Annotated in this window: 3 tRNA genes; all 3 read right to left on the reverse strand. The window is 51.8% G+C overall.

From position 1 onward, the window contains the following. Positions 1 to 2 precede the first annotated feature (2 nt). A tRNA-Pro gene (locus tag CD152_RS10660) sits at positions 3 to 76 on the reverse strand. Positions 77 to 89: 13 nt separating this feature from the next. Beyond that, positions 90 to 166: transfer RNA gene (locus CD152_RS10665), tRNA-Arg, on the reverse strand. Between the two features lie 15 nt (positions 167 to 181). Further along, a tRNA-Leu gene (locus CD152_RS10670) sits at positions 182 to 270 on the reverse strand. Positions 271 to 276: the final 6 nt, after the last annotated feature.

The following is a 276-nucleotide window of genomic DNA, read 5'->3' on the forward strand; positions in this document are numbered from 1 at the left end:
AGTCGGGAAGACAGGATTCGAACCTGCGACCCCTTGGTCCCAAACCAAGTGCTCTACCAAGCTGAGCTACTTCCCGTAGCTAATAAAAATGGCGCGCCCGAGAGGAGTCGAACCCCTAACCTTTTGATCCGTAGTCAAACGCTCTATCCAATTGAGCTACGGGCGCATATTAAAGATTAAATGGTGCCGAGGACCGGAATCGAACCGGTACGGTAATCACTTACCGCAGGATTTTAAGTCCTGTGCGTCTGCCAGTTCCGCCACCCCGGCATTTAA

Origin of the sequence: Macrococcoides caseolyticum, from assembly GCF_002902665.1 — a bacterium.
Taxonomy (GTDB): domain Bacteria; phylum Bacillota; class Bacilli; order Staphylococcales; family Staphylococcaceae; genus Macrococcoides; species Macrococcoides caseolyticum.